General features: G+C 54.9%; 21 protein-coding genes. 10 read left to right on the top strand and 11 right to left on the bottom strand.

Annotated elements, in window-relative coordinates:
* Positions 1-31: 31 nt before the first annotated feature.
* The 4 genes from AC6I8N_RS08880 to AC6I8N_RS08865 all read right to left on the bottom strand — a co-directional run bounded on the left by AC6I8N_RS08880 (position 32) and on the right by AC6I8N_RS08865 (position 5,378).
* Positions 32-2,461, bottom strand: a complete 2,430-nt coding sequence (locus AC6I8N_RS08880) for a membrane-bound PQQ-dependent dehydrogenase, glucose/quinate/shikimate family (protein WP_208725297.1) — start codon at positions 2,459-2,461, stop codon at positions 32-34.
* A gap of 394 nt (positions 2,462-2,855) precedes the next feature.
* Entirely contained in the window at positions 2,856-3,635 is a 780-nt protein-coding gene (locus tag AC6I8N_RS08875; protein ID WP_497830531.1) for an ABC transporter ATP-binding protein, read from the bottom strand.
* Positions 3,632-4,396 carry an ABC transporter permease gene (locus tag AC6I8N_RS08870; protein WP_021185707.1) on the bottom strand — a complete coding sequence of 255 codons (765 nt, stop codon included), beginning with the start codon at positions 4,394-4,396 and terminating at the stop codon, positions 3,632-3,634. Before AC6I8N_RS08870 ends, AC6I8N_RS08875 begins: the two co-directional genes overlap by 4 nt.
* A 10-nt stretch (positions 4,397-4,406) precedes the next feature.
* The gene (locus AC6I8N_RS08865; protein ID WP_051337990.1) at positions 4,407-5,378 is read right to left on the bottom strand and encodes an ABC transporter substrate-binding protein; all 972 of its coding nucleotides are present in this window, start codon (positions 5,376-5,378) and stop codon (positions 4,407-4,409) included.
* A gap of 293 nt (positions 5,379-5,671) precedes the next feature.
* Between AC6I8N_RS08865 and umuC the strand changes: the two genes are divergently transcribed.
* Complete coding sequence (umuC, locus tag AC6I8N_RS08860; protein ID WP_208725294.1) at positions 5,672-6,934, top strand: translesion error-prone DNA polymerase V subunit UmuC; 1,263 nt, start codon at positions 5,672-5,674, stop codon at positions 6,932-6,934.
* 22 nt (positions 6,935-6,956) lie between these two features.
* Here umuC and AC6I8N_RS08855 read toward each other — a convergent pair whose 3' ends face one another.
* The gene (locus tag AC6I8N_RS08855) at positions 6,957-7,460 is read right to left on the bottom strand and encodes a P-loop nucleotide/nucleoside kinase family protein (protein ID WP_497830530.1); all 504 of its coding nucleotides are present in this window, start codon (positions 7,458-7,460) and stop codon (positions 6,957-6,959) included.
* 110 nt (positions 7,461-7,570) lie between these two features.
* On the opposite strand from AC6I8N_RS08855, the gene AC6I8N_RS08850 reads away from it, so the two are divergent.
* From AC6I8N_RS08850 to dcuR, 4 genes are all read left to right on the top strand, one after another.
* Positions 7,571-8,137, top strand: coding sequence for a flavin reductase family protein (locus AC6I8N_RS08850; RefSeq protein WP_415173032.1), 567 nt, complete (start codon positions 7,571-7,573; stop codon positions 8,135-8,137).
* A 64-nt stretch (positions 8,138-8,201) separates the two neighbouring features.
* Positions 8,202-8,741: a peptide-methionine (S)-S-oxide reductase MsrA gene (msrA, locus tag AC6I8N_RS08845; RefSeq protein WP_497830529.1), complete on the top strand. Its 540-nt coding sequence runs from the start codon at positions 8,202-8,204 to the stop codon at positions 8,739-8,741.
* Positions 8,742-8,815: 74 nt separating this feature from the next.
* On the top strand, positions 8,816-10,456 hold the full coding sequence (locus AC6I8N_RS08840) for a sensor histidine kinase (protein ID WP_051337989.1): 1,641 nt from the start codon (positions 8,816-8,818) through the stop codon (positions 10,454-10,456).
* The gene (gene dcuR, locus AC6I8N_RS08835) at positions 10,453-11,172 is read left to right on the top strand and encodes a two-component system response regulator DcuR (protein ID WP_021185700.1); all 720 of its coding nucleotides are present in this window, start codon (positions 10,453-10,455) and stop codon (positions 11,170-11,172) included. Before AC6I8N_RS08840 ends, dcuR begins: the two co-directional genes overlap by 4 nt.
* Here dcuR and AC6I8N_RS08830 read toward each other — a convergent pair.
* Positions 11,166-12,131: an FAD:protein FMN transferase gene (locus AC6I8N_RS08830; RefSeq protein ID WP_497830528.1), complete on the bottom strand. Its 966-nt coding sequence runs from the start codon at positions 12,129-12,131 to the stop codon at positions 11,166-11,168. The genes dcuR and AC6I8N_RS08830 overlap by 7 nt on opposite strands.
* Positions 12,132-12,217: 86 nt before the next feature.
* Complete coding sequence (locus AC6I8N_RS08825; RefSeq protein ID WP_497830527.1) at positions 12,218-14,995, bottom strand: flavocytochrome c; 2,778 nt, start codon at positions 14,993-14,995, stop codon at positions 12,218-12,220.
* Between the two features lie 586 nt (positions 14,996-15,581).
* Here AC6I8N_RS08825 and AC6I8N_RS08820 point away from each other — a divergent pair.
* From AC6I8N_RS08820 to AC6I8N_RS08805, 4 genes are all read left to right on the top strand, one after another.
* Positions 15,582-17,093, top strand: coding sequence for an anion permease (locus AC6I8N_RS08820; protein ID WP_497830526.1), 1,512 nt, complete (start codon positions 15,582-15,584; stop codon positions 17,091-17,093).
* A gap of 172 nt (positions 17,094-17,265) precedes the next feature.
* On the top strand, positions 17,266-18,909 hold the full coding sequence (gene fumA / locus AC6I8N_RS08815) for a class I fumarate hydratase FumA (RefSeq protein WP_497830525.1): 1,644 nt from the start codon (positions 17,266-17,268) through the stop codon (positions 18,907-18,909).
* Between the two features lie 352 nt (positions 18,910-19,261).
* A complete protein-coding gene (locus tag AC6I8N_RS08810) occupies positions 19,262-19,738 on the top strand; it encodes a cucumopine synthase-related protein (RefSeq protein ID WP_208725288.1) in 477 nt (158 codons plus the stop codon).
* A 17-nt stretch (positions 19,739-19,755) separates the two neighbouring features.
* The gene (locus AC6I8N_RS08805) at positions 19,756-20,181 is read left to right on the top strand and encodes a DUF3830 family protein (RefSeq protein WP_013508755.1); all 426 of its coding nucleotides are present in this window, start codon (positions 19,756-19,758) and stop codon (positions 20,179-20,181) included.
* Here the strand turns inward: AC6I8N_RS08805 and AC6I8N_RS08800 are convergent.
* Complete coding sequence (locus AC6I8N_RS08800) at positions 20,178-21,179, bottom strand: alpha/beta fold hydrolase (protein ID WP_497830524.1); 1,002 nt, start codon at positions 21,177-21,179, stop codon at positions 20,178-20,180. The two genes, AC6I8N_RS08805 and AC6I8N_RS08800, sit on opposite strands and share 4 nt — an antisense overlap.
* A 62-nt stretch (positions 21,180-21,241) precedes the next feature.
* Here AC6I8N_RS08800 and AC6I8N_RS08795 point away from each other — a divergent pair, with 62 nt between their 5' ends.
* Positions 21,242-21,862: a TetR/AcrR family transcriptional regulator gene (locus AC6I8N_RS08795; protein WP_021185693.1), complete on the top strand. Its 621-nt coding sequence runs from the start codon at positions 21,242-21,244 to the stop codon at positions 21,860-21,862.
* A 79-nt stretch (positions 21,863-21,941) separates the two neighbouring features.
* On the opposite strand, the gene glnT is transcribed toward AC6I8N_RS08795, so the two are convergent.
* The 3 genes from glnT to AC6I8N_RS08780 are packed head-to-tail and all read right to left on the bottom strand — an operon-like array spanning position 21,942 to position 25,482.
* A complete protein-coding gene (gene glnT, locus AC6I8N_RS08790) occupies positions 21,942-23,309 on the bottom strand; it encodes a type III glutamate--ammonia ligase (RefSeq protein ID WP_021185692.1) in 1,368 nt (455 codons plus the stop codon).
* A gap of 12 nt (positions 23,310-23,321) precedes the next feature.
* Positions 23,322-24,308, bottom strand: a complete 987-nt coding sequence (locus tag AC6I8N_RS08785; protein ID WP_021185691.1) for an aldo/keto reductase — start codon at positions 24,306-24,308, stop codon at positions 23,322-23,324.
* A gap of 10 nt (positions 24,309-24,318) precedes the next feature.
* Positions 24,319-25,482 (bottom strand): aromatic ring-hydroxylating oxygenase subunit alpha, encoded by a 1,164-nt coding sequence (locus tag AC6I8N_RS08780; protein WP_497830523.1) that lies wholly within the window; start codon positions 25,480-25,482, stop codon positions 24,319-24,321.

Below are 25,482 nucleotides of genomic sequence, written 5' to 3'. Positions count from 1 at the left end.
GCCCGGCTTATATCGCCGGGCGTTGTCAGACTTACGCTTTGTCTGGCAAAGCGTAAGCAATCAGATAATCACCGACATCCGGCGAGTGCGCCGCACCGCCTGCCGAGATCACGATGTACTCTTTACCGGTTTTCGCTGACTGATAAATCAACGGTGACGCAGTCGCTCCCACCGGCAGACGCGCTTTCCACACTTCCTTACCGGTTTTGCTGTCCAGCGCACGCAGGTAATTATCCTGGCTACCGGCAAAGAACACTAAACCGCTTTTGGTGGTGGTCGGGCCGCCCAACGTTGGCATACCTACCGGCATCGGCAGATGGGTTTTTACCCCCAGAGGACCGGTGTCTTCCACCGTTCCCATTGGCACCTGCCAGACGATTTTCTTACTGTGCAGATCGATGGCGGTCATGGTACCAAACGGCGGATGCTGACACGGCACTTGCAGGAAGGATGCAAAGTTATCCATCCGCACGCCAACGTAAGGCCCGCTGATCTGAGGACGGATAGTACCGGCCCATTGCGGAACTTCGTTCAGGGAGATTTTCTGTCCCTTCGCTTCTTCCTTACTCTTCAGCGCCATCAGCATACCCAGACGGATATCATTGACGTAAAGAATGCCGGAAGTTTCATCAATAGACACCCCACCCCAGTTCATGCCACCCATGGTCGCCGGGAACTCCAGGTAGGTTTTCTCGCTGTTCGGCTGGAAGATGCCGGAATAGAGCGCCGATTTGAACAGAATGCGGCAGTAGAGCTGGTCAAACATGCTGACGCCCCACATCTTCTTCTCGTTCAGTTGCTCCAGACCGATAGTTGGCATATCCACTGAGAACGGCTGGGTCGGCGACAGATGTTCTTCCTGCGCTGCCGGAGAAGTTGGTACCGGTTTCTCTTCGACTTTACTCACCGGCTTACCGGTGCGGCGATCCAGGACGAAGATTTCACCCATTTTGCTGGTCTGAATCAGCGCAGGCACCACTTCGCCCTGCTCATTCTTCATGTTGTACATCACCGGCTGCGACGGTAAGTCGTAGTCCCAGATATCGTGATGGACGGTCTGGAAGACCCATTTGGTTTTGCCGGTATTCACATCCAGCGCAATCACTGACGAACCGTATTTCTCTTTCGCCGCATTACGGTTACCGCCCCAGTAATCTGGTGGGCCGTTACCGGTGGAGACATACACCAAGCCGAGATCTTTATCGTAAGTCGGGATGGCCCAGACGTTCGGGGTGCTGAGGGTATAATGTGCATCACCCTGCTTCGCCCCTTCGACGTTGCCAACATCCCACGCCCACGCCAGCGAACCGTCACGCACATCATACGCACGCAACACACCGGAAGGTTCATCTTCGGTGATATCACGTACCCAGGAACCGAATACTGTCAGATGGCCCATAATCACCGGCACGCTGGTCGGGTGATAACGACGGCTGTCGGCAGTATCGCCCATCCCCTGTTGCAGGTTGACCATGCCATTCTGGCCGAAGTTCGGGCACAGCTCGCCGGTATGCGCGTCCAGCGCAATCAGACGGGCATCAACGGTGGAAACAATAATGCGCTGACGGCAGGCCGTATCGGTATACGCCGCTTTCTGCTCGGCACTGAGGGTTTCATCGCTGTCGTAGTCGTAATAACCGACGCTGCGGCAGGTAACATGCTCATAGGTGCGCGCATGCGGATCGAATTTCCAGATCGGCTTGCCGGTATCGGCATCCACTGCGGCAATCAGGTTTTCCGGCGTACAGGTATAAAGCACGGAACCAATTTGAATCGGCGTGTTTTCATCAACCCCTGTCGCATTGCCTGTCAGACGGCGACCGGTGTGATAAGTCCAGGCCACCTGCAAATCTTTAACGTTATCCGCGTTGACCTGATCGAGCGGCACAAAGCGCGTGCCGCTGGCGTTGCGGCTGATATAGCGCCAGTCCTGACCCGCTTTGGAAGCATCGCTATCCGTTGGTTGCAACGGCTCGGCAGAGACGGCTTCCGGGTTATAGAGGGTGTTATGCGGGAAGAAGCCACCAATAAAGGTGGCGATTAATGCCACAAACACCACCAGGCTAAGCCCGCCAGAGAGACGACGCTGCGACGACAGCACACCTTTATCGGTGGCGGTCACCAGTAAACTCAGCAGAAATAACAGCGCGGGTACCACCAGGCGTGGCAGCAAATCCCAATAGATCAGGCCGCCAACTTCCACCAGCGACCAGATAATCGTCAGTGCAAAAATCAGGCAGGAAAAAATGAAACCCGCCGCTGGTTTTTTAAAATAGAGCACCACCAGCACGATATAGGCGATACCGGCAATCAGATAATATGCCGATCCACCCAGTGAAATAAGTTTTCCGCCGCCAATAATAATAGCGATGGCGGTCGCCAGCGTGAGCAACGCAAAAATGATGCTCAGGACAAATGACAAGCCTGAACGCCGTCCAGACCCTTGTTCCTTAATATCCATACACTCCCCGATAATTTAAAATGGTGACATGTTAGTTAAAATCGTAAGGACTGTATGTTTGTGTTAATTAGATGTCAATAAATGTAAATCCACATCTTTTCAGTCACTACTTAAAAACAAACCAATAACATTTACATCAATAACAATCATAATACGCCCCAGCTAATTAACTACCGTCATTAATTATCAGCGCAGAAACGCCACCACCCCGTTTATTAATGGTTTAGGAATGAATACCCTGACATTTTACAGGTTAAAATATTTGTGCTGACTGGTTATTCGCAGATGGGGATAATTTCACGAGGTCATTAAATCAGGTGGGATGCGGCGGTAAATAACCGCACTTTTTATTCTTTTCGTAACGGCGCGATAAATCGCGCCGTTACGCTATGTGCTAGCCTGCCATTTCGCGTTTAAACACCGCGAGTGTGTGGGATTTCACCCGGACAAACTCCGGGTGACTCATCATCTCAGCAGTACGCGGGCGCGGCAGGACAAAGGGCACAATCTCGGCCACGCGTGTAGGCCGCCGTGTCAGCAACAAGATTTCATCCGCCAGAAACACTGCATCCTCCAGATCATGTGAGACGATCAGCATGGTGACGCCGGTCGCCAGTTGCACCTGCTGCAATTTATCGCGGATAAACAGCGTCATCTCAAAATCGAGCGCCGAGAACGGCTCATCAAGAAACATCACTTCAGGCTGTGTCGCCAGCGCACGCATGATACACACCGTTTGCTGTTGCCCACCGGATAGTTCATACGGATAACGTTGCAGATCGAAGCGAATATCAAACATTGCCGCCAACTCAGCCACACGTTGTTTGACCGCCGCCGCCTTCATGCCCTGGCGTTTTAACGGATAGGCAATGTTGTGCCAGGCGGTTAACCAGGGAAAAAGCGCATCGCGGTAATTCTGGAACACATAACCGATCTTCGTCTCCGCCAACGTTTTGCCGTCGAACAGGATTTGCCCGCGATCGATCGGAATCAATCCGGCAATCATGTTCATCAGCGTCGATTTGCCACAGCCATTAGGCCCGAATATCGAGACGATCTTGCCTTTGGGTAAATCGAGATTGAGATCCTGATACAGCGGCTGCCCGGCAAAGCTTTTATCCAGCCCGCGAATGGTGACATGGGTATTGGGTTGCGGATAATCGGGTTTTTTCATGCTTTGCCACTCCAGTGCACACAGCGTTTTTCAATCAGCAGAAAACCCAGATTCAGCAGATAGCCAAAAGCACCGGTGATCAGAATCGAGGCGTACATATCTTTAATGTTGAACAGCTGCTGCGCATCAATGATGCGGTGCCCCAACCCGGTTTCAGAACCAATAAACATTTCGGCGACGATGACGATCACCAGCGCCATCGAGACGCCGGTGCGCAAACCGACAAAGGTCTGCGGCAGGCTTTCCATCAGCATGATGTCCTTAAACACATGCCAGCGAGAAACCCCCATCACCTGCGCCGCCATAATGCGGGTCTTCTTCGCGTTCATCACGCCGTAGGCGCTGTTAAACAGGATCACCAGCACTGCCGCAAAGGCGGCAATGGCGATTTTGTTAGTATCGGTAATACCGAAAATCAGCATAAACAAAGGGATCAGTGCGGATGATGGCGTTGAGCGGAAAAAATCCACCAAGAACTCGACGCTGCGATACAGACGTTCACTACTGCCGAGCATCACCCCCAACGGCACACCGATAACCGCCGCCACCACAAAGGCCATCAGCGTACGGTAGAGCGTATCGCCGATATCCTGATTCATGCTGCCATCCGCCAGCGCGCTAAACAGATAGCCGAGGGTTTCCCCCGGCGATGGCAGCAACACCGGGTTGAGCCATTTGGCGCTGACTGCCGTCTGCCACAGCAGAAAAAGCAGCAGCGGCCCGATCAGCGGCAGCAGCCTGCGTCGCCAGATTCGCATCATGGCACTCTCCTTATGCGCGATAGATCAACGGTTCCACCTGAAGCGGCTTGCTGAAAATTTTCCGCTCGGCAAACACATCATAAAATTTCTGGAACCATTGCAGGTTAGTCCCGGTTAACTGGTCATACATCACGAAGCCAGGCAGCGGCACTTCCTTCACCAGCGCCGCTTCAATGCCGGTGTAACCCGCCACATATTGCCGCGCCTCTTCCGGCTGTTGCTGGATAAACTTGACCGCTGCGCCATACGCATCAATCACCTGCCGCGCCCGCGCTTTGTCGGCATTGATAAAGCTGGTGGTCAGCGCCGCCGCACCCCCAAACCACGGTGCGCTGGCATCGCCGAGCACATATTTGGCAATCACCCCGGTTTCCAACACTTTGCCCATGCCCTTCATGCGTGCCACCGTGCCGGTGGGTTCCAGCGTGTATACCCCATCAATCTGCCCGGCAGCTAACGATGGCGCATGTTGGCCGACCGGCAACTCGATCACCTTGGTATCGGTAAAGCCATTCTTCTCCAGGATAATTTTCGCCATAGTGACGTTCTGGATACCGGGGCCGCTGGCAATGCGTTTACCCTTCAGATCGCTGATCGATTTGGCGCTACTGTTGACCGGTACCAGAAACTCATCCAGCACCATTTTTTCATTCGAAGGATTAGAACAGATGATTTTGAACAGGTCCGGGCTGGTAATGGCCCCCAACCCCAACGCCCCGGTGGCGGTGCCGTTGGCGCAACCATGAATACGCCCGGTGATCATCGCTTCCACCACCTGCTGCGGGCTGGCGAATTTGACGGCACGCACGTTCAAACCGGCTTGTTTAAAGATGCCTTTCTCGATACCGGCATACAACGGCAAACCACCGACAATCGGCCAGTAGCCAATCAGAATCTCATCATCTGCCGCCACGGCTGATGGGCTGCCCAACATGCCACTGAGCGCGACGCCACCTAATGCCAGCATCGAATATTTCATCATCTGGCGACGCTGAGCGTTAATTTTCTCTTTATCATTGTTGCGCACGGTGATTCCCTCAAGTGATTGACTGGTATGCGGCCTTGTATACAAGCCACTGGTAACTATGCAGAAGTTGTGCCAGGTAACAGAATTACCGTGCGTTAAGGTTTTCTCACTGTGGCTTAATCAATTAGGGAAAGTTAATGGTGCATCCGGCGCACCATCGCGGGACAAGCGTGTTGCGAATCAGCGCTTGACGAACAGGGCCAATCGGCAAATACTGTATATAAACACAGTTATTTATGAACACAATTATGTACGCACTTGTCGACGTCAACTCCTTCTACGCCTCCTGCGAAACCGTATTCCGCCCCGACCTGCGCGGCAAACCGGTTGTGGTGCTATCCAACAACGACGGTTGCATCATCTCGCTTAGCAAAGAAGCGAAAAAACTCGGCATCAAAATGGGTGCCCCTTACTTTAAGCAGCGTGAAGCCTTGCTGCGCCATCAGGTGGTGGTGTTCTCCTCCAACTATGCGCTGTATGGCGATATGTCGCTGCGGGTGATGGAGACGCTGGAGTTGATGGCCCCGCGCGTGGATGTCTATTCAATTGATGAAGCCTTTGTCGATGTGACCGGCGTTGATAACTGCCTCTCGCTGGAAGCCTTTGGTCGTCAGATGCGCGATCGTCTTTATAAAGAGACGCATCTGCGGGTCGGTGTGGGAATTGCACCGACCAAAACCCTCGCCAAGCTGGCGAACTGGGCAGCCAAACGCTGGACCCAGGCGGAGGGGGTGATGGATCTCTCTGCCCCGGTGCGTCAACGCAAATTGATGGCGATGGTGCCGGTGGACGAGGTCTGGGGCGTCGGCCGTCGGTTGGCGAAAAGACTCAACCTGATGGGGATCGAAAAGGCCGTGCAACTGGCCGATACCCCCACGGCACTGATCCGCAAACAGTTTGGCGTGGTGCTGGAACGCACGGTACGCGAGTTACGCGGTGAGGCCTGCCTGGCCTTTGAAGAGGTGATCCCACAGCGGCAAAATATTCTTTGCTCGCGCTCCTTTGGTGAGCGGGTGACGGAGTATAACGACATGCGCGAAGCCATCAGCAATTACGCCGCGCGCGCGGCGGAAAAGCTACGTAGCGAGCGCCAGTATTGCCGCCATATTGGTACGTTTATCCGCACCAGTCCCCACGATCCTCATCACCCTTATTATGCCAACTCGGCTGACACCTTGCTGGTCACGCCGACACAGGATAGCCGCGACATCATGCATGCCGCGCTCAGTTGTCTGAACAAGATCTGGATCCCTGGCAAACGTTATATGAAAGGCGGCGTGATGCTGGGGGATTTTTTCAGTGATGGCGTGGCGCAGTTTGACCTGTTTGCCGACTATCAGCCTCGGCGTAATAGCGAACAACTGATGCAGTTGATCGATCAGATGAATGCCCACCAGCGCGGCGCGTTGTGGTTTGCCGGTCAGGGGGTGCAGAAAGCCTGGTCAATGAAACGTGAAATGCTGTCACCGGCTTACACCACCCGATTTTCTGATGTGCCGGTGGTGCGGTAGGCCTTGCGCGATACATCGCGTATTAATGATTGATCACCGTAAACCCTTCATCCGGCTGCGGCGCAACAAAGTAACTGCTGATCAGTGCGAACTGTGCATCGGTGGCAGCAAAATCATGTTCACCTGCGTTGTTGCGCGCATGCAGCCGCGCTTTGCACTCCTCATCCGGGACATCGAGGACATGGAGCTGATGCGCGGCATCGGCAGCCTGAATCACCGCCTTCATCCATTGCCGGTTTTGCAGCGTGTTGGCCGGGAAATCCAGTACCACGGAGACACCACAGCGCAGCAGCGAAATCAGGTGCGGTGTCATAGCATTACGCAGCTTCGCAGCACAGCGCACATAATCCGCCACATCACGCATTTCGTCGGCAAACAGATGCGCCAGCCAGGCATCCTCGCTAATGATCACTGCCCCGGTTTCCTGAGCCAGCCGATAGGCCAACGTCGATTTACCTGCGGCAATTTTGCCGCACAGCAGGTGCAGGGTCGCTGGGGATTGTGTTAACGCGCGCGCAGACGCCATAAAACCACTCCTTTTAAGATGACTGCATACCATGCCTGTAATTGGCGCGCAGGTAAAGACCTGCGCAGGTTCGCTACACTTACAGCATCCTTCAAAAAAGGAGCAGCGCAATGAGCCAGAATGTACATAAAATCGATTTTCCGGTCAGCAAGGCGCGGAAATATCTGGAACCCGGACCGGTGGTGTTGGTCAGCTCACAATATGAAGGTCAGCACGACATCATGACGCTCGGCTGGCATACCATCCTGGAATTCTCACCCTCGCTGGTCGGTTGTATGATCGCCAGCGGTAATTTTAGCCATGAATTGATTCGCCACAGCGGCCAGTGCGTGATCAACGTGCCGGCCGCCGACTTAATTGATAGCGTGGTGGCCATCGGCAACAGCCACGGCGATCGCATCGATAAGTTTGATGCCTTCAAACTGACCGCTGAACCAGCCAGCAAAGTGAATGCGCCACTGATCAGGGAGTGCTTCGCCAGCTTTGAATGTCAGCTCTACGACGATAGCATGGTGGATAACTACAATCTGTTTATCTTCGAGATCGTTAAAGCGCATGTGGCGGATAAGCCGGAGTTTCCTCCCACTCTGCACTACACGGGGGAAGGTCGTTTTACCGTGATGAGCAATCTGCTGCTTGATAAGCACCGCGACTTTAAGCCAGAAATGTTAATTTAAACAAGGTTGAATTCACGAAAGCGCGCCCCCACAGTAACGCTTTCGCCCTGACAGGAGTAAAGACATGGCAATTGAATACGCGGTGATCGCGGGTGGCTGTTTCTGGTGTACCGAAGCAGTGTTTAAAAGTCTGATTGGCGTTGAGTCCGTGGAAAGCGGTTATACCGGCGGTACGCGTGCCAACCCGACTTACGAGCAGGTATGCAGCGGTGCCACCGGCCACGCCGAAGCGATCCGCATCGGTTTCGATCCGACCCAGATAAGCTTCGGCGATCTGCTGGATGTCAGCTTTGTCACCCATGATCCAACCCAGCTAAACCGCCAGGGCAATGACATCGGTACTCAGTACCGTTCCGCCATTTTCCCGGCCAATGCCGAACAGGAAGCGGAAGCGATCGCGGCCATCGCCCGTGCTCAGGAAGATAACAAAGATCCGATCGTCACCACCATCGAGCCGCTGGGCGAGTGGTATCCGGCGGAAGATTATCATCAGGATTACTGGGATGGTGCCGGTCAGCGTAACGGTTACTGCCTGGCGGTCATCCCTCCGAAGTTGCAGAAGCTGAAGAAAAATTTTGCCAATCGGGTAAAATCGCAGGGCTAATGCGATGCGGGTGCGCGTAATGCGCACCCGTTATAAATCCGCGCGATAAATCGCGCCGCTACGAAAGCTGCCCTATGCCAGAATTTGATTCTCCACCCACGCATTCCCCACCGCGTAAGCGGCCCATAAAGCTCAATACCCTGGTCACGCTGATGCTCAGTACGGTGATCGCCCTGGTGCTGTTCAGCGTCCATCTGATCTATTTCTTTCAAATCGGCGCGATGACGCGGATGCAACTGGAAGACAAAGCGATGGCCGTGGCGCGGACCCTGGCGGATTCGCCAGAAATCCAACGCGCGGTGCTACAGCCGCCCGGCACCCTGCCGATTCAGCCCATCGCCCAGGAGATTCAGCAAAGCAATAACCTGCTGTTTGTGGTGGTCACCAATATGCAGGGTATTCGCTATTCACATCTCAACCCGGAGTTGGTCGGCCAGCATTTTATTGGCGACGACATCGAACCGGCGTTGCGTGGACATGAGAACGTATCGGTCAATAAAGGCGCGTTAGTCAAAGCCCTGCGCGTATTTACCCCAATCTATAACGCTCAACATCAACAGATTGGCGTGGTGGTGATTGGTATCTCGCTCAGCGCGGTGACCGATCAAATCAACCAGAGCCGCTGGAGCGTGTTATGGACGATCTTGATTGGCGCGCTGGTCGGTGCGCTGGGCACCTTGATTCTGGTACGCGTGCTAAAACGTATTTTGTTCGGCCTCGAACCGCATGAAATCTCGACGCTGTTTGAACAACGTCAGGCGATCCTCAACTCGGTAAAAGAAGGCGTGGTGGCGGTGGACGATCAGGGCGCGGTGACGCTGGTCAATCAGGCGGCACAGAAGCTGTTGAATGCCGAGATCGCGACCAGCGCTATCAGTGCCGAACGTATTTACGATGCCTCGGTGATCAACGCCCATTTGCAGGATGTGTTGCAGAGCGGCCGACCACGGCGCGACGAAGAATTGAACGTTAACGGCCATGTGCTGCTCAGCAACACGGTGCCGGTACGCAGCCAGGGACGTATTATTGGCGCGGTGTGTACCTTCAGGGATAAGACCGAGATTAGCCAGCTAATGCAGCGCCTGAGCGGCATGGTAAACTATGTCGATGCGCTCCGTGAGCGTTCACACGAATTTATGAATAAGCTGCACGTTATCCTCGGCCTGCTGCATATGAAAAACTATGCGCAGGTCGAAGCCTATGTGCTGAAAACCGCCAATAACTATCAGACGGAAATTGGCTCGCTGGTGCAGAAAATTAAGTCACCGGTGATTGCCGGATTCCTGCTCAGTAAGATCAATCGGGCATCCGATCGTGGCCATCACCTGACCATCAGCGATGCCAGTTTCTTACCCGACAGCGGCAACGAGCAGCAGATGGCGGTACTGATTACCGTGATTGGCAACCTGGTGGAGAATGCGCTGGATGCACTTGGCTCCCAGACTGAAGGTGAGATCCATGTGATGCTGCACTACCAGAATGGCTGGCTGGCGTGTGAAGTGAGCGACGATGGCCCCGGTATTGATCCCGAGGTGTTGCCCACCATTTTTGACAAAGGCTTCTCCACCAAAGGTGACGATCGCGGCGTCGGTTTGTTCCTGCTGAAACAGCAAACCGAAAGCCTTGGCGGCGACGTCAGCGTGGAATCAGAACCCGGCGTTTATACCCAATTTTTAGTCCAGCTACCCTGGGATGGAGGAAATCAAACCGCATGATCAACGTGTTAGTAGTCGACGATGATGCAATGGTGGCAGAGCTTAATCGCTGCTATATCGGCCAGGTGCCCGGCTTTAGCTGCTGTGGCACCGCCTCAACCTTACAGCAGGCGAAAGAGAAGATCCTCAACAGCGAACCACCGGTTGATCTGGTGCTGCTGGATATCTATATGCAACAGGAAAACGGCCTCGACCTGCTGCCGGAGCTGCGCAAAGCCAACAGCCCGGTGGAGGTGATTATCATCTCCTCCGCCGCCGATGCCGCAACCATCAAAACCTCGTTGCACTACGGCGTAGTGGATTACCTGATCAAGCCCTTCCAGTTCCCGCGTTTTGAAGAAGCGCTGACCCAATGGCGGCAGAAAAAATCGCTGATGGATAACCAGCATTATTATCAGCAATCGGATGTCGACCTACTGATTCATGGCAGCCCGGCGACCCAGCACGACAGCAAACGCCTGCCAAAAGGGCTGACGCCGCAGACGCTACGCACCCTGTGTCAGTGGATCGATGCCCATCCGGGCACCGAGTTCTCCACCGATGAACTGGCGGCCGAGGTGAATATCTCCCGGGTTTCCTGCCGTAAGTATCTGATCTGGCTGGCGCAGATTAATATCCTGTTCACCAGCATCCATTACGGTGCCACAGGCCGTCCGGTGTACCGCTATCGCCTGCAACCGGAATACCATTCGCTGCTGCAACAATATTGTCAGTAACGCAGTTGCCACGCCGCATCCAGCGGCTCAAAGCTGAAATGGCGCGCGGAGGAGCAGATTATCTGCCGGTCGCGCGTCACAAAGACCGCGTCCAGTTCGGGCTGGTCAGCAAGATACGCCAGCCCCTGTTCCACCCCCATGCCATACAGCAGCGTGGTATAGATATCGCCATCAATGGAACGATCGGAAATCACCGTGATGCTGAGTAATTCGTTGTCGAGCGGATAGCCGGTGCGCGGATCGAAGATATGGTGCCAGCAGCGGCCATCCCGTTCGAAGTAGCGTTCGTAGATGCCGGAGGTCACCACCGACTTACCCTGCACGCGCAACACGCCGAGCAGTTCATCATCGCGGCCAAAGGGTTTTTTCAGGCCAATCCCCCACCCCGCCCCATCATGGGGGGGACACCCCAACGTCTGCACGTTGCCACCGAGGTTAATCAACGCCTGCTGCACACCCTGTTGGCGTAAAAAGCCCTGCACGCGATCGGCAATATAGCCTTTGGCGATGGCACCGAGATCAATCTCCATCCCCGGCTGTTGCAGGAACACCGAGCGTTCAGCCTCATTCAATATCACCTGATGCGGATCGGTCAGCCGCAGCCGCGCCGCGATATCCGCAGCCGGTGGCACCTCATGGCCCTGAAAGCCAATTTTCCAGCGTTTCACTACCGGCCCGATGGTGAAGTTAAAGGCGCTGTTCGGCAACAAACTCACCGCATGCGCCACGCTGATCAAGGCAAACACCGGTTCACTGACCACCACCGGATGGCGGCCCGCGGCGTGGTTGATCGCCATCACTTCAGAGTCAGCACGATTGACGGTAAACAGATTTTCCTGCTGTTTGATCAGCCGGAATACCTGCGCCGCGAGAGGTTGATTGTCTTCGAAGAGTTTAAGCAGAATGGGCGAACCCATCAGAACGGCGGAATAGGCATAGACGCCTGCGTCTGGAGTCATTATCGCCTCTTACAGTTGTAGCGGCACGATTTATCGCGCGGTTCTTAAAAGATCGCGATAAATCGCGCCGCTACGGATGGTGTGATTTAGCCTAACGCCAGTGCCGCGGCGTTACGTCCGGCTTTGATACCAAAGATGATGATATCAGCAACCGCGTTGCCGCCGATACGGTTGGCACCGTGAATACCGCCAACCACTTCACCCGCTGCCCAGGCACCCGGGATCACCTGTTTCTGTGCATCCAGTACCGCTGTGTCAGTATTGATGGTCACGCCGCCCATAGTGTGATGCACCCCAGGGGCGATACGGATGGCGTAGTAAGGACCGTGGTTGAGCGGATGACGCAGCGCAGTTTTACGGCCAAAATCTTCGTCGTTCTGCTGCTCAACAAACTGATTGTAACGGTTCAGGGTGGTCTGCAACGTCTCCTGATCCATATTCAGTTTCACCGCCAGTTCGTGTGGCGTTGGCGCGCTGATGACGAACCCTTTGGCGATGTACTCATCCGCCGCTTTGTTGTTCAGACGAACCTGCTCATCGAACATGATCCACGCGCTTTTCTCCGGCAGTGCGATAATTTCCGCCGAGACTTTGTCGCGCGTCTCCATCTCATTGAAGAAGCGTTTGCCCGCCTGGCTCACCAGGATGGCACCGCCGCCACGAATCGCTTCAGAAATCAGATAAGAGGTGGTTTGCTCCACTGTCGGGTGAATCTGGATCTCGCCCATATCCACGGTATCCGCACCAATTTTCTGCAACATGGCGATCCCGCTACCGGTCGCCCCTTTGTGGTTGGTGGTAACGAAGCCATCCAGCTCAGGACGATATTTCACCACCATCTCACGGTTAGCACTGAAACCGCCAGTGGCGACAATTACGCTTTTCGCGTTGAGAATGCGGCTGTCGTTGTACTCATCCACCACTTTCACGCCGCTGACCGCGCCGTTTTCGAACAGGATTTCCGCCACCGAGGTTTCCAGCAGCACTTCGATATTGCGCTGGTTAACGTTTTTCACCAGGCCGCTGATCAGGAAGCCCCCCACCGCCGAACGGTCTTCCGGGCGGTGCGTACGGTCAATGCTCATCCCACCGGTGATGGTGATGTCGCACAGCTCGATACCTTTATCTGTCAGCCAGTCAATCGCACCCGGTGCCTGTTCAACAAACTCACGCAACAGCACTGGATTGTTTTTGAATTTGCCGCCTTTCAGCGTCTCTTCATAGAACAACTCTTTGCTGTCCTCGATGCCTTTCAGACGCTGGTAGCGGGTTTCCGCTGCGTTCATCCCGACCGAGGCTTTGATGGTGTTACCACCGATGGTCGGCATCTTCTCGATGATCACCACGCGCGCGCCATCATCATGCGCCTGAATTGCCGCTGCCAGACCGGCACCGCCACTGCCAACCACTACCACATCGTAGCTGACCGGCGCATTCGGGTTGCCACCCTCTTCAATGACATGCTCTTTGCTGGAGGTAGCCAGCGCACGGGATACGGCTTTTTTCAGCGCCTCACTCTGGGTGGTGGCACCGGTCACGGCATCAACATGGGGGCTGTTTGCCACCAGAATACGCGAACGCAGGCTCTCAAAAGTGCTGGTAAAGTCGACGTCCAGCGTGGCGTCCGGCACCAGCGAGATGTCGGTGATACGGTCGGTGTCCAGTGTGACGTTGATTTTCAGCTTCAGCGCTTCGGCTTCCACTTTCTCCTGGAACACGCCCGCTTTGTATTTACGGCCAGTATCGCTCGTGTCGCGGATCATCGCGTCCACCAGCGAGAAGCGCCACAGCGGCTCAGGGATCACCAGCTCCTCGCGTTTGGTGCTGTCGATAAACAGCTCCATATGCTCGTTGCGGATAATCCGGTCGGCCCAGTCCGGGTAGGCGATACAGGCTTTACCAATCGCCACCAGATCGAAACCGTGCTCCAGCGCATTTTCCGCATCTTCTTTATTTACCACGCCGCCAACACCAATCACTGGGACTTTAGCCAGCGTCGGTGAGCGCAGCGCCAGGTATTTGGTGATCAACGGTGTCGGGTCTTGGGTATCAACAATCGACGGACGCAGCAGTTGGCCGACGGAGAAGTGCACATAATCCAGACCACGCGCCGCCAGTTTCTCCAGCAGATACAGAGTGTCGTCAAAACGGATACCCGGCACTTCCAGCTCTTCCGGCGAGAAGCGATAGCCGATGATAAAGTCGGCTGCCGCAAAGCGGTCCGCCATTTTATGGGTGATTTCCAGCACTTCCATCGGGAAGCGAGCACGGTTGTCGCGGCTACCGCCCCACTTGTCATCGCGCTGGTTGGAGTTTGGTGAGTAGAACTGCTGAATCAGGTAAGTGTTAGCGCCGTGGATCTCAACGCCATCGAAACCCGCCTTGATGGCACGGTTCACCGCATCACCAAATTTAGTGATCATGACATCGACTTCTTCCGCCGTCAGCGCCTGGGGAGTCGGCGCACCTTCACGCGGTGCGGCAAGCGCGCTGGGCGCGACTGGCGTTTTACCGCCGATCAACGCGGGATCTACCATACGACCACCGTGGTAGATCTGCAAAATGGCTTTGGAACCCTGAGATTTGATCGCATCAGCAATCCTGGCCAGGCCGGGGATTTTGTTGTCGCTATCGATGGCGATGGCGCCGGGGAAGGCCGGGCCACGGTTATCGATAAAACAGCATTCGACAATCACCGTGCCAATGCTGCCCGCACGTAAACGATAGTAGTCCACCAGGTCGCTGGTCACGCCGCCGTCAAAATAACCGGTACAGGTGGTCATTGGGGCCATGACCAGGCGATTTTTCAATACCGCGCCTTTCGGCAGTGTCAGTGGATTAAGAATCGGGGTGAGCGTATTCATGATAACAACTCCAAAATTTAAAAGTTTCGAATTCTGTCGCAGACGCAGTTATTTCAAATTTATTTAAGAGGTCCGATTTCATGTAAACAATATACCAATTTCTTTAGTTACATAATTAATAAGTTTAGTTTTTTAACTTTTAAATTATTCTGGAAATAAACACTGAGACTGAATATTCGCCACTTAAAATGTTAGCGAAACGTTGTCAAAAATCAATTTTTTCATTTACATAGAAATTAATTTATGATAAATCATGACGTTATCAGACACATCCCAGACGACAACGCCTTCCGCCTTGAGCTTTATGGCGTCTTGTCACCAGCAGAAAAGAATTAAGTAAGGGTAAGAATATATGTCAAATACAAAAAGGATTTAATACTGAATCGATTTTTTGATCCAGATCAAAATGGAGTTTTTAATAAATCGCATCATATTTACATTACGCAATCTTCTCTCTTCAACATTGCAATTAAAGAAGCATTAAAGACGTAACGGCAGATTAAAAAAGTATCATCTGAGTAGAGCAAAGTAACACCTGTTTTCCCGGAACGTTAATCGCATTCTCCATAACTTGCAGACCAAAACTATGAAAACACAAACTATCCAGAATGACCCCCTAAAAGCGCCGCCTGCCGCGCCGGGGAATAAAAACCGGCTGCTGATGCTGTGCCTGCCGGTGGTTGTTGCTGTGCTGTTGTTACTGGTGCCCACACCGGAAGGACTCGAACCTTATGCGTGGCACTTCTTCGCAATCTTTGTTGGCGTGATTGTCGGCCTGATCTTCGAACCTCTGCCTGGCGCGGTGATCGGCCTGACCGGCGTGGTGGTGATCGCGCTGTTCAGTCAGTACCTGCTGTTTAGCCCGGCCGAGCTGGCGGATCCGAAGTTTAAAATGGCAGGCCAGTCCTTCAAATGGGCGGTCAGCGGCTTCGGTAACTCCACCGTGTGGCTGATCTTCGGTGCCTTTATGTTTGCCGCCGGTTACGATAAAACCCAGTTCGGTCGCCGCCTGGCGCTGATTCTGGTGAAATATCTCGGCCGTCGCAGCCTGACACTGGGTTACGCCATCACCTTCGCAGACCTGTTGCTGGCACCGTTCACACCGTCCAACACCGCACGCAGTGGCGGCACCATCTATCCGATTATCGCCAACCTGCCGCCGCTGTACGGTTCAAAACCTAACGACCCGAGTGCGCGCAAAATTGGTTCTTATCTGATGTGGGTTGCCATCACCGCCACCTGTATCACCAGTTCTATGTTCCTGTCTGCACTGGCTCCCAACTTGCTGGCGCTGGCGCTGATAAAAAGCGTAGTAGGTTTTGATATCTCCTGGGGCATGTGGTTCCTTGCCTTCCTGCCGCTGGGTGTGTTGTTGATTCTCACCATGCCGCTGCTGGCCTACTGGCTCTATCCGCCGGAAGTGAAACTGAACGATGAAGTGCCGCGCTGGGCAACAGCCGAGCTGGCAAAACTGGGCAAACTGTCGCGCAATGAAATCCTGCTGCTGGTGTTCGTGATTTCTGCGCTGCTGATGTGGATCTTTGCCACAGCCTGGATTGAACCGGCAATGGCCGCGCTGCTGGTGATTGTGCTGATGCTGTGGACCGGCGTACTGAACTGGAACGATATCACCAGCAACAAAGCTGCGTGGAACACCTTCGCCTGGTTCGCCACCCTGGTCGCCCTCGCCGATGGTCTGGCGAAAGTCGGCTTCATTGCCTGGTTGGGTAAAGAAGGCGGGCAACTGCTGCAAGGGTATGATCCACAAGTTTCTGCCGTGGTCTTACTGGTGGCTTTCTATGTACTGCACTACCTGTTTGCCAGCACCACCGCACACACCACTGCCCTGCTGCCAGCCATGCTGACCATTGCGGCTGCTATCCCAGGCATCAATATGCCGGTGTTCTGTCTGATGCTGGCGACCTCACTGGGTGTGATGGGTATCATCACCCCGTACGGTACTGGCCCCAGCCCGATTTATTACGGTAGCGGCTATCTGCCAACCAAAGACTACTGGCGTCTGGGCACCATCTTCGGTGCGCTGTTCCTGGTGCTGCTAATGCTGATTGCCTATCCGTGGATGGTGCTGATGTTCTGATGATGTTGCTTCGATGTTAAAAATCGCAGCCGCGAAAGAATGTTAAAATGCTATGATACTCGCCAGTCAGCCCTGAGCTGGGCTGGCGAGAGAAAAAACCTATAACGAATCGCTAATGATGTCGCCTGTCTTCTCTGTACCAGACGAGCGACACATAACTGAGTGAGCCAACATGTCGAACAAACCCTTCTACTATCAAGATCCCTTTCCTCTCGCCAAAGATGATACTGAGTACTACCTGCTCAGCAGCGATTACGTCTCCGTGGAGAAATTCGCAGGCGAAGAAGTATTAAAAGTTGATCCGCAAGCGCTGACCCTGCTGGCGCAGCAGGCGTTCCACGATGCCTCATTTATGCTGCGCGCTGCCCATCAGCAACAGGTGGCAGCGATTCTGGCCGATGATGAAGCCAGCCAGAACGACAAATATGTCGCCTTGCAGTTCCTGCGTAACTCCGAAATCGCAGCCAAAGGCGTGCTGCCGACCTGTCAGGACACCGGCACCGCCATCATCATGGGTAAGAAAGGCCAGCGTGTGTGGACCGGTGGCGGCGACGAAGCGGCGTTGTCCCAGGGGGTGTACAACACCTTTATCGAAGATAACCTGCGCTACTCACAGAACGCCGCGCTGGATATGTACAAAGAGGTGAATACCGGTACTAACCTGCCGGCACAGATCGACCTCTACAGCGTCGACGGCGACGAGTACAAATTCCTGTGTATCGCCAAAGGGGGCGGCTCCGCCAACAAAACCTATCTCTATCAGGAAACCAAAGCGCTGATCACCCCGGCGAAACTGAAGAACTACCTGATCGATAAAATGATGTCGCTCGGCACCGCCGCCTGCCCGCCTTACCATATCGCGTTTGTTATCGGTGGCACCTCGGCGGAAAGCACGCTGAAAACCGTGAAACTGGCCTCCACCCACTACTACGATTCGCTGCCGACTGAAGGTAATGAGCACGGTCAGGCGTTCCGTGATGTACAGCTGGAGCAGGAATTGCTGGAAGCGTCGCAGAAACTGGGCCTCGGTGCGCAGTTTGGCGGTAAATACTTCGCGCACGATATCCGTGTGGTGCGTCTGCCACGTCATGGCGCGTCCTGCCCGGTGGGTATGGGGGTTTCCTGCTCGGCTGACCGCAATATCAAGGCGAAGATTAACCGTGAAGGCATCTGGATTGAGCAACTGGAGCATAATCCAGGCCGCTTTATCCCGGAAGAGCTGCGTCAGCAGGGTGAAGGCGAAGTGGTCAACGTGGACCTCAACCGTCCGATGACCGAGATTCTGGCGCAACTTTCTTCCTACCCGGTATCGACCCGCCTGTCGCTGAACGGCACCATTATCGTGGCGCGTGACATTGCCCACGCCAAGTTGAAAGAACGTATTGATAACGGTGAAGGTCTGCCGCAGTACATCAAAGACCATCCGGTGTATTACGCAGGACCGGCCAAGACGCCAGAAGGTTATGCATCAGGTTCACTCGGCCCAACCACCGCAGGCCGTATGGATTCCTACGTTGACCTGTTGCAGGCCAACGGCGGCAGCATGGTGATGCTGGCGAAAGGCAACCGCAGCCAGCAGGTGACAGATGCCTGCCATAAACACGGCGGCTTCTATCTCGGCAGCATCGGTGGCCCGGCAGCGGTACTGGCGCAGCAGAGTATCAAGAGCCTCGAATGCGTGGAGTACTCAGAACTGGGTATGGAAGCGATCTGGAAGATTGAAGTGGAAAACTTCCCGGCGTTTATCCTGGTGGATGACAAAGGTAACGACTTCTTCCAGCAGATCCACAACCAGTGTGCGGCCTGCGTGAAGTAACCTTATGGGGTGCGCAGTGATGCGCGCCCTTTCCCCCTGAATAAACCCCGCCGAATGGTGCGATAAATCGCACCGCTACGATTTATGCAAACTCGTCATATCGCGCGTGTTGGCAACGAGCCACAAATATTGCGCGATAAATCGCGCCGCTACGAAATGGTGCAATCTGCACTGCGATACAACAGCCTCACGTCGCCTGAACCCTCTCCCTGCGCGGTTTTTTACCTAACCCACTATTAATTAACTGATTAATTTTTATTCTCCTTATGGCACAAAAATTGCTCACTTTTAATTATCTGATTAATTAAATTCGTGGCAACCGCCACATTCACGCCAACACCAGGAGAACGTTATGACGGTCGATGAAGCGATAGCGCTGTTTGACGCGCAGCGCGAAAAGATCTGGTTTGAACAACCGGCAGAAATTGCCGCACTCGGTAAGGGTGAAGTACCACGCGGTACCGGTTCCCGTGGTCAGTACCTCAGCACCATCATCTTCGCCGAAGGGGAAACCCGCACGCTAGCCGATGAGATGTTGTGGGGGCTGATTCGCGTCGGCGAGGACAACCCGGAGGCCGATCTGAAAACTCTGCAACTGCTGATCAAAGAGATCATGGGTTACAAAGCTAACTTCTTTGATTTCGTCAGCCTGCCGGATGCGGCCCGAATGCTGCACACTTATGTCGAGGTGGCGGGTGAATGTGAAACCCTGAGCGACCTGGTTCGTCTGTCGCACAGCGCCCTCTCCTGGGCCAACCGCCTGCATATGTGGGTCGATTTCATTCTTCCCTGGGGTCTCGGGGACGGTTTTCGTCGCGTCAACGCCTGATTGGGAGAGAGAAGATCATGAAACTGGCTATGCATGTTGCCGATAAGAAGATTTGTGTGATTGAGGTCTGGGAAGACAAAGTCCCCAACCTGGCGAAAGTGTTGCGTGAAAAGCTGCCGCTGAAAAGCGTGCTGCAACACGGCAAGTTGATTGGCGACATGGTGTTTTTCACCCTGCCGATCGTCGCCCCGTGGGAAAACAAATATCTGACGCAGGATGTTGGCAAACTGCGCCGTGAACAGTACGGCGAAGTGACCGGCGCGGTATGTTACTACAGCCCGCGCCAGCAGATGTGTGTGGTGTACGGCGACGATACCGCTGACGAGCCGCTGCCGATTTCCTATATCGGTCAGGTGATTGAAGGCAAACTCGAACTGCGCGTCACCGGCCTGGAAACCTGGTTTGATCAGGGACGTACTGTCGAGCTGAGCATCATTGATTAAGGGCTGAGCAGCGCCTGCATGGCGCTGTCAATCTGTGCCGACGCGGCCGCAAAGCGCGCGGGCGCGCCGGCACAATGTCCGTAAGGTGAAACGAGAGTGCGTAACTCACCCTGACCTAATTCCGCTACCTCCAGTGCCGCCTCTTCCACCGTAAAATAACGATCGCTGTCGCACGGCATCACGATGCAACGCGCGCGGATACACGCCAGCGCCGCACGCCAGTCTCCGTTTGCCAGCACACCAACATCGGCGTGATACCAACTGTGCAGGGCGCACAACAGATCATTGGCATCCAGCGCCTGATGATCCCGCTCCCAGTCCACCAGCAGCGCCTCCAGCGAGTCGAAGCCGAGATCGCGCCAACGCGCTTCACGAAAAAATGCAGCAGAATAAGCCCAGCCGGCATAGACGCGACCAAATGCCGCCAGCCCGCGTAACGGTGGCGCGACATAGTGGCCGTCGGCAAACTGCGCATCGCAACGCAGCGCGGCCCGAACCCCCTCAAGAAACACCTGATTATTCGGCCAACAGCGCGCCGAACCGCACACCGCCAGCAGCGCCCGCACCTGTTGTGGTCGCGCCACCGCCAGATGCCAGGCCTGCATCGCCCCCATCGACCAGCCATACGCCAGCGCGATGCGGTTAATGGCGAGATGGTCAAACAGCAGCCGCTCCTGCGCCCGCAGGTTATCGACCAGCGTCACCGATGGAAAAGCCGCTCCCGGCTGCAAACGTGAGTTAGAAGGCGAGCTGGATACGCCATTACCGAGTTTATTCACCAACACAATAAACCAGTGCGTCGGGTCGAGCGTTTTTCCTGCGCCAATCAGCGGTAAATAACGTTCATGGGTGCCGCTGTAATAGCTAAAGATCACCACTGCATTGTCGCGTGCAGCGTTAAGCTGACCAAAGGTCTGATAACCGATGGCCGTCTCACGCAACGTTTCTCCGCTTGCCAGCGGCAGATCGCCGGGCGTATAAAAAGCGCATAAACCCATGCCGTTCTCCTGACTCAATATGGTAAAGTTAATTAATTAGTTAATTTCATAAGGATGTCGCCATGAAGGAAGCTCCAGCCGCTGAACCTGGCAAGAAACCGCGTAAAACCCAGCGCGACGTCGCCGAGTTGTTGCAATCCTCAGCCTTTGATTTATTCGCAACCCAGAACTATTCGTCGGTACGAATTAAAGATATCGCCACCGCTACCGGGCTGAACTCGGCGCTGATTTATTACTACTTCGGCTCAAAAGAAGACCTGTTTATCAAGGTGATTGAGTCCGCGGTGGAGCGTGCCTTTGTGCAGTTTGACGACATCAAAGCCAGCGCCAACGGGCCGCGCGACCTGATTTTTCTGTGGATTGAGATCCACATCCTCCAGTTCCATCTGTTGCAAAAACTGGCCAAAATCAGTCTGGATTACTCCAGCACCAATGGCCGCATCGCCAGCATTGATAAAGCGATTAAAAAGTTCTACGAAAAGGAATCGGTGATTCTGAAGAACACCATCAAAGAGGGGATCGCCAGCGGGTTGTTCCGTGAGGTGAACCCGGGTGATATGGCGATGCTGATCTCCACCTACCTTGATGGCGTGCTGTTCCGAAATGTGATGTTCCCCAATTTCAAATACAAACAGGCCATCAACGTGATGCGCAATTTTGTGTTTGAAAAGCTCGATGCCTGAGTTGCCGGTTAAATCCGCGCGATAAATGATCGCAAATACCGTAGCGGCGCGATTCATCGCGCCTGTTACCGATAAACCATTAAAAAATGGTGCTGTAGCGATCGATTTCCCACTGGCTAACATGCAGGTGATAGCTGTTCCACTCCTGCAACTTGTAGTGAATAAACTCTTTTTTCAGCGCTTCACCCAGCGTCGCAGCGACAAACGGGTCGGCATCAAAGGCTTCCACCGCTTCCAGCAAGTTTTGCGGCAGAAAATCGATGCCACGCGCGCGGCGCTCCGCTTCGCTGATGGCATACAGATTGTCTTCATTCGGCTGACGCGGATCGATCTTCTCGCGAATACCTTCCAGCCCGGCAGCTAACGCCAGCGTGGCCGCCAGATAGGGATTGACCGCGCCATCGGCATTACGCGATTCACAACGGCCACCACCGGCCGGGACGCGTACAGCGTTGGTGCGATTATTGGAACCCCAGGAGTTAAACACCGGTGCCCACGAGAAGTAGCTCATCGCCCCCTGGCGCACCAGACGTTTGTAGCTGTTGACCGTCGGGGCAAAGGCAGCGCACAGCGCACGGCCATGCTTCAACAGCCCGCCGATAAAGTGATAACCGGTATCACTCAGGCCCAGGCCCCAGGGATCATCCGCGCTGCTGGCGTCGCGTTTAAACACGTTGGCACCGGTATTGATGTCATACAGTGACATATTGAAATGCGCGCCGGTGCCGGTTTTATCGGCGAACGGCTTCGGCATGGTGGTGGCGATCAGCCCGCGCTGTTTGGCGTAATGCTTCGCCATAAAGCGGAAGAAGATAAAACGATCGCAGGTGGTCAGCGCATCGGCATAGTTGAAGTCGAACTCGTATTGCGAGTTGCCATCTTCGTGGTCAAGCGAATAGAGATCCCAACCCAGCGCGTTGATGGTGGAGGAAACCTCATCCAGCCAGCCAAACTGGTCCACGAAGCCCTGTAAGTCGTAACAGGGCTTGTTGAGCTTGTTATCCGGTTCCGGCACCACCAGCCGACCATCCTGTTCCCGCTTCAACAAATAAATTTCGCACTCGATGCCGAGGTTAAACCCAAAACCCAGGGCGTTAGCCTGTTTAATCACGTTCTGCAACGCCACCCGCGTGCTGAGCGCGTAGGGTTCGCCCTGAAAGTGGTTATCGGCAGGCATCCACGCAATCTTCGGTTCCCAGGGTAACTGGATGATGTGGTCGAGATCCGGCACCGAGGTCAGTTCATCTTCGTGCGGCGACTGACCCAGACCGTCCAGCGCATAGCCGGTGTAACGTTCGGAACCCTGTGCCATCTGATCCAGATGGCCAATCGGCACCACTTTGCCCTTGGGAACACCGTGAATGTCCACGTACGCGCCCATGCAGTACTCCACCCCTTTAGCCATCAGGGCCTGTTTGATCTCGGCGATCTGTGCTGCGCTTTTCATTGGTGCCCTGCCTTAGTCATGTTCAACAATAGAATGGGGAATATATGGAGCGTCGAGCGCGGCGATTTCGTCAGCGCTTAACGTCAGATCCAGCGCCGCCAGTGCGTCGCTCAAATGCAGGGGACGGGTGGCTCCAATCACCGCCGCCACCACCGCCGGACGGCTGTAGATCCAGGCCAGCGCCACCTGTGCCATCGGCACGCCACGCGCCTGCGCTACCTGCTCCACCGCGCGAATAACCGCGCTGTCGGCGTGCTCAGTGGCGGCATAGAGAAAATCGGTATAGCTGTCGTCGGCACCACGCGTACTCGACTTCGCCGCCTCCACCGGGCGGGCCAGCCGCCCGCGCGCCAGTGGGCTCCAGGGCGTCACCGCGACCCCTTCCGCCTGACACAGCGCCAGCATTTCGCGTTCTTCTTCGCGATAGATCAGGTTGAGGTGGTTCTGCATGGCGATAAAACGGCTCCAGCGTTCGTACTTCTGGATTTGCAGCGCCTTGCTGAACTGCCATGCGAACATGGACGACGCCCCGAGGTAACGCACCTTGCCAGCCTTCACCAGGTCGTGGAGCGCCTCCAGCGTCTCTTCAATCGGCGTGTCATTATCCCAGCGGTGGATTTCATACAAGTCGATGTAATCGGTGCCGAGTCGGCGCAGGCTGTGATCGCACTCCTGCATAATCGCCTTACGCGACAACCCCTTGCTGTTTGGTCCACTGCGCATTGGGTTATACAGTTTGCTGGTGATCACCACTTCATCGCGGGAGGCGAAATCACGCAGCGCACGACCAAGGATCTCTTCACTCGCCCCTTTGGCATAGATATTGGCGCTGTCGAAAAAGTTGATGCCCTGCTCCAGCGCGGCACGGATCAGTTCGCGGCTGGCGGCTTCATCCAGCGTCCAACTCCGGCCACTGCGCGCCGGTGGCGCATAGGTCACCGTCCCCAGACAGAGCGCAGAGACTTCCAGGCCGGAGTGTCCCAGCTTCAGATAACGCATTGCCTGCTCCTCACTCCGCCATGCGGATTTTCAGGTAATTGGCCAGATGCCAGACGGTGGTTTCGAGGTGGCTCAGGCGTCCCGGACGTGCGAGACGGGAACGGCTACCGCGCTGCTGCTCGGCGTTGATCCACTGGTCTTCATCGATAATCGCCAGGCTGCCCTGCTTCATCGCCGCGGCGGTCTGAGGAAAATCTTCCCGCGCCGCAGACGCCTGCGATACCAGCACCACGCGGTGCCAGCGGGTAGCATGTGGCGACACCGGCAGAATGGCACTGATGGAGAGACGATCCGGATTCAGTGAGATCAGGCAGTTGGGAAACAGCAGCAGCAATTCACTGAAGCGCATCTGCTCGTCGCTCAGGCCACTGAACGGTTCCAGACCGGCGGTCAGGATCTCGCTCAGTTCACCGTTTTTCCGCAGCGGCTGATGACAGATGGTCCAGCCCGGGCCTTCATCAATGATCGAACTGAGTCGACCGGGAAAGCTATCCTCCAGCGTGGTGCGATGCACCGCCGCATGGTGGTAGCACTCCATAAACGTTTCGATCGCCATTTTCCAGTTGTACGGACAGTCGTAATCCAGCGTGTAAGCGGTCACCAGATCGGCGACGTGGTAGCGTTGAAAACGTTCGGTGAGCGGTGCCAGCCGGGGTGCCAGCGGCTGGGCATCGGTGTTGAAGGTGACAAAGATCATGCCGAACACCACCTCATGGCGGATCTTCGGCAGGCTGCACTGCTGACGGTCAAAGTCCTGCGCCTGATTCATGGATGGCGCGCCACTCAGCTTGCCGTGGGTGTTGTAGGTCCAGTTGTGGAATGGACAGATAAATGAACGGCTGTTGCCGCTGCCGTGCGCAATCGGCGCCCAGCGATGCAGACAAACGTTGGAGAACACCGCAATGCCAGCGTCGTTACGCAAAATCAGTAACGGCTCGCCCACCACATCCAGCGTGAAGAAATCATTCAGGTTAGCAATTTGCGACTCATGGCCGACAAACAACCAGTCCTGGCGGAACACTTTGTCTTCTTCGAGACGGAAAAAACTGTCGCTGTTATAGGCTTCTGGCGGCAGGGTTTCTGCACGGCTGGCATCATGGCGTTGCTGCTCCAGCATCCGTTGCAGAATGCTGTCACCGTCATCAAACACCACATCAATCTTCTCGCGATACAT

The organism is Pantoea sp. X-Soil-TKNS-1279 (assembly GCF_059730565.1).
The sequence above is the reverse complement of the archived record's forward strand: the minus strand, read 5'-3'. Positions and strand labels throughout refer to the sequence as shown.